Origin of the sequence: Paraburkholderia sp. BR14320, from assembly GCF_040948665.1 — a bacterium.
In the GTDB taxonomy this organism is placed as follows: domain Bacteria; phylum Pseudomonadota; class Gammaproteobacteria; order Burkholderiales; family Burkholderiaceae; genus Paraburkholderia; species Paraburkholderia youngii.
In genome coordinates, this window is sequence record NZ_JBFPKG010000149.1 from 1 (window position 1) to 2,691 (window position 2,691).

The window sequence follows — 2,691 nt, forward strand, 5'->3', positions numbered from 1 at the left end:
GGAGCAGGATCGGCTCAAGGAGCTGGAGAGGGAGAACCGTGAGCTGCGCCAGGTTAATGAAATCCTGCGCAAGGCGTCGGCGTATTTCGCACAGGCGGAGCTCGACCGCCGACCGAAGTGATGATCATGTTCATCGATGATCAACGGCACGTCTACGGGGTCGAGCCGATCTGCAGGGTACTGCCAATCGCGCCGTCGACGTACTACACGCATGTGGCCCGCCGCGCCCATCCTGAGCTGGTGCCGGCGCGGGCCCAGCGCGACAGGATGCTCAAGGATGAGATCCGGCGGGTATGGGAAGAAAACTTCCAGGTCTATGGCGTAGACAAGGTCTGGACGCAATTGAAGCGCGAAGGCATTGTCGTGGCGCGCTGCACGGTCGAGCGGCTGATGAAGCAGATGGGCCTGCGCGGTGTGGTGCGGGGCAAGACGGTCCGCACCACAGTGAGCGATGGTTCGACGCCGTGCCCGAAGGATCTCGTGAACCGGCAATTCACGGCCGAGCGGCCCAATGCGCTATGGGTGTCAGATTTTACCTATGGTACGCCCAGCCAGCGTAGCCCGCCCGTATGGGGGTGAAGCTGCTTGAGCATGTTTGGAATGCAGTACCAGGAGTTGACGTTGTAGTACCGGGGCATGCCCTTTCTCTGCTGCGAGAGGAAGCGAGCCGAAGCGGCGGTGACTTGCCGACACTGGCAAGGTGACGTAGTCCGTGGGAAACGGGGCTTGCGGCGAAGCGGTTACGCCAAGATGAGCCTCCAGGCTGAGCATGGGACGGTTGAGGAACACGAACCTGTTAAACCGCATCTGAGGGTTGAAATGTCACCCCTGCCCACACCGCTTTACGGGCAGGACGCGAACTGTCGCCGGTCACACGTATGGCCCGGTGGACACGAAGGCTGACTGGATATATATGCTGGTCCGCATGGAACCACGGGGAGCGCGCAGCTAGACCGTGGTGTTCGCGACGACTTGCGGCAAGCAAGGATAAAGACTGCGACAGGCAACCTCGCCCATGCGTTGAGTCCAGCATGTGAACTGGGGAAGGTCTGCACGGATGCCAAGGGAGTGTGTCCCCGACGACGTGCAGACTGGCGGAGCCTCCGTAGTAGTCCGAGGTCGGGAAAGCCGGCCACATGGCGAAGGGAGGCAGTTGAAGTGGTTTGCCTGGTTAATTAGCTGACCATAGAGAGGTGAAGACCTTTGATAATCAGTGAAATGCAAAGCAAACTGGCGACATGGTCGATGGAGAGCAAAGAACGCAAGTTCGATCGACTCCTGAGACTGATTGCCGATAGGGATTGGCTGAGTGAGGCGGCTCGCATTACGCTGGCATCCAGCGGAGCTCGCACGCCGGGCGTGGACGGAGTCGACAGACGCATGCTGGAAGCAAATCTCCAGCATGAACTGGCCACGATACGCGAAGAGCTATTGGCGGGTTCGTATAGTCCGCTGCCTGCACGACGCGTGTATATACCGAAAGCGAACGGCAAGCTCAGGCCGCTCGGCATTCCGAGCCTGCGGGATCGGATCGTGCAACGGGCAATGCTGATGGCGATGGAGCCGATATGGGAGAGCGATTTCCACCCGGCTTCATATGGCTTTAGGCCTGCCCGTAGCGTACATCACGCAATTCGCACGGTGAAGCTTCAGTTGCAAGACGGTGGCGAACAAAGTGTCGCCGGACGCTGGGTTGTAGAGGGCGACCTCGCCAGCTACTTCGACACCGTTCATCATCGTCTGCTTCTGAAGGGAATCCGCAAGCGCGTTGCCGACCAGCGTTTCCTTGCCCTGCTCTGGAAGTTCATCAAGGCGGGCTGCGTTGATCGTGATCTGTTTCGTGCCGCGAGCGAAGGCGTTCCCCAGGGCGGTGTCATCTCACCCCTGTTATCCAACATCATGCTGCACGAATTCGATGCGTGGATGGAGAGGAACTATCTGAGCAAGAAGGTGCGGAAGGATCGGTGGGCGTGGAACTTCGCGATTCTCAAGCAGCGTCCGATTACTGTTCGAGAAAACCGGCAATGGAAACCAGCTATCGCCTACTGTCGGTATGCAGATGACTTTGTGATCGTGGTCAAGGGAACTCGCGAACATGCCGAGGCAGTGCGCGAAGCATGCCGTGAGTTCCTCGAAGGCGAACTGAAGCTCACGCTGAATATGGAGAAGACCCATATCACACACGTGAACGATGGCTTCATCTTCCTCGGTCACCGCATCATCCGCAAGCGTGGACCACGCGGCCACATGCGGCCGGTGACGACGATTCCGTGGGAGAAGTACAGGGGCTTCGCCGAGCGGCTAGTCAAGCAACTGTCGGGAAACTACGGCATGAACCGGATGGATCTGATGGAAAGCCTGAACCGGCAGATTGCCGGCTGGGCCGCCTTCTATCAATACACCGATTACACGGCCACCATGTTCAGAAAACTTGACCGGACCGTGTTCTGGAAGTTGGGATATTGGCTCGCGCGCAGGTATCGGCGTGGGTTCAGGTCGCTGATGCGCGATCATGTGCGGGCGCGGCTTTGTTCAGCAGGGTAGGCCCGCAGTTGGTTGCGGAGGCAACTAGAGCTTTTTGACGCAAACGGCCTTGCCGAAGCTGTTCCACAGATTCACGAGGTTCGCGATAATCACGCCCTCGCGCTGCTGCGATTCGATGTTGCGCGTCAGCAGTCGCGCGCCGATACA

The 2,691-nt window shown here is 58.9% G+C and carries 2 pseudogenes and 1 other annotated feature; both pseudogenes read left to right on the top strand.

What is annotated here, in order from left to right:
• Positions 1 to 540, top strand: a pseudogene (locus AB3X89_RS39275) (IS3 family transposase); the annotation flags it as partial.
• Positions 79 to 195 (top strand) — a sequence feature (AL1L pseudoknot). (Overlaps the previous pseudogene by 117 nt.)
• A gap of 663 nt (positions 541 to 1,203) precedes the next feature.
• Positions 1,204 to 2,508 (top strand): annotated as a pseudogene (ltrA, locus tag AB3X89_RS39280) (group II intron reverse transcriptase/maturase); the annotation flags it as partial.
• Positions 2,509 to 2,691 lie beyond the last annotated feature (183 nt).